Here is an 823-nt window from a genome sequence, read left to right as displayed (position 1 = left end):
CGCGCGTCAAGCGGGGCATGGCCGAGATGTTGAAGGGCGGAGTCATCATGGACGTCGTCACCCCCGAGCAGGCGAAGATCGCCGAGGACGCGGGTGCGGTCGCGGTCATGGCGCTCGAGCGGGTGCCCGCGGATATCCGTGCGCAGGGTGGGGTGTCGCGGATGAGTGATCCGGACATGATCGACGGCATCATCTCGGCGGTGTCCATCCCGGTGATGGCGAAGGCCCGGATCGGGCACTTCGTCGAGGCGCAGATCCTGCAGTCTCTGGGTGTCGATTATGTCGACGAGTCCGAGGTCCTCACCCCGGCGGACTATGCGAACCATATCGACAAGTGGAAGTTCACCGTCCCGTTCGTGTGTGGGGCTACCAACCTGGGTGAGGCGTTGCGCCGGATCTCCGAGGGTGCGGCGATGATCCGCTCGAAGGGTGAGGCCGGTACCGGTGACGTGTCCAATGCCACCACGCACATGCGGACCATCCGCGGCGAGATCCGTCGCCTGACCTCGCTGAGCGAGGACGAGTTGTATGTGGCGGCGAAGGAACTGCAGGCGCCGTACGAGCTGGTGGTGGAGGTGGCGAAGGCCGGGAAGCTGCCGGTCACGATGTTCACCGCCGGTGGTATCGCGACCCCCGCGGATGCGGCGATGATGATGCAGCTCGGTGCGGAGGGTGTGTTCGTCGGTTCGGGGATCTTCAAGTCCGGTAACCCGGCCGAGCGGGCGGCGGCCATCGTCAAGGCCACCACGTTCTTCGACGACCCGGACGTGCTCGCCAAGGTTTCCCGTGGACTGGGTGAGGCGATGGTCGGTATCAACGTCGA

The 823-nt window shown here is 65.6% G+C and carries 1 protein-coding gene; it reads left to right on the top strand.

What is annotated here, in order from left to right:
* Positions 1-823: pyridoxal 5'-phosphate synthase lyase subunit PdxS (gene pdxS, locus NOF53_RS27450; protein WP_255974827.1), on the top strand; the 823-nt coding region annotated here is incomplete at both ends.

The organism is Rhodococcus tibetensis (assembly GCF_024438035.1).
Classification (GTDB): domain Bacteria; phylum Actinomycetota; class Actinomycetes; order Mycobacteriales; family Mycobacteriaceae; genus Rhodococcus_F; species Rhodococcus_F tibetensis.
Note: the sequence above shows the minus strand (reverse complement) of the source record. Positions and strands in the feature narration are given on the sequence as shown.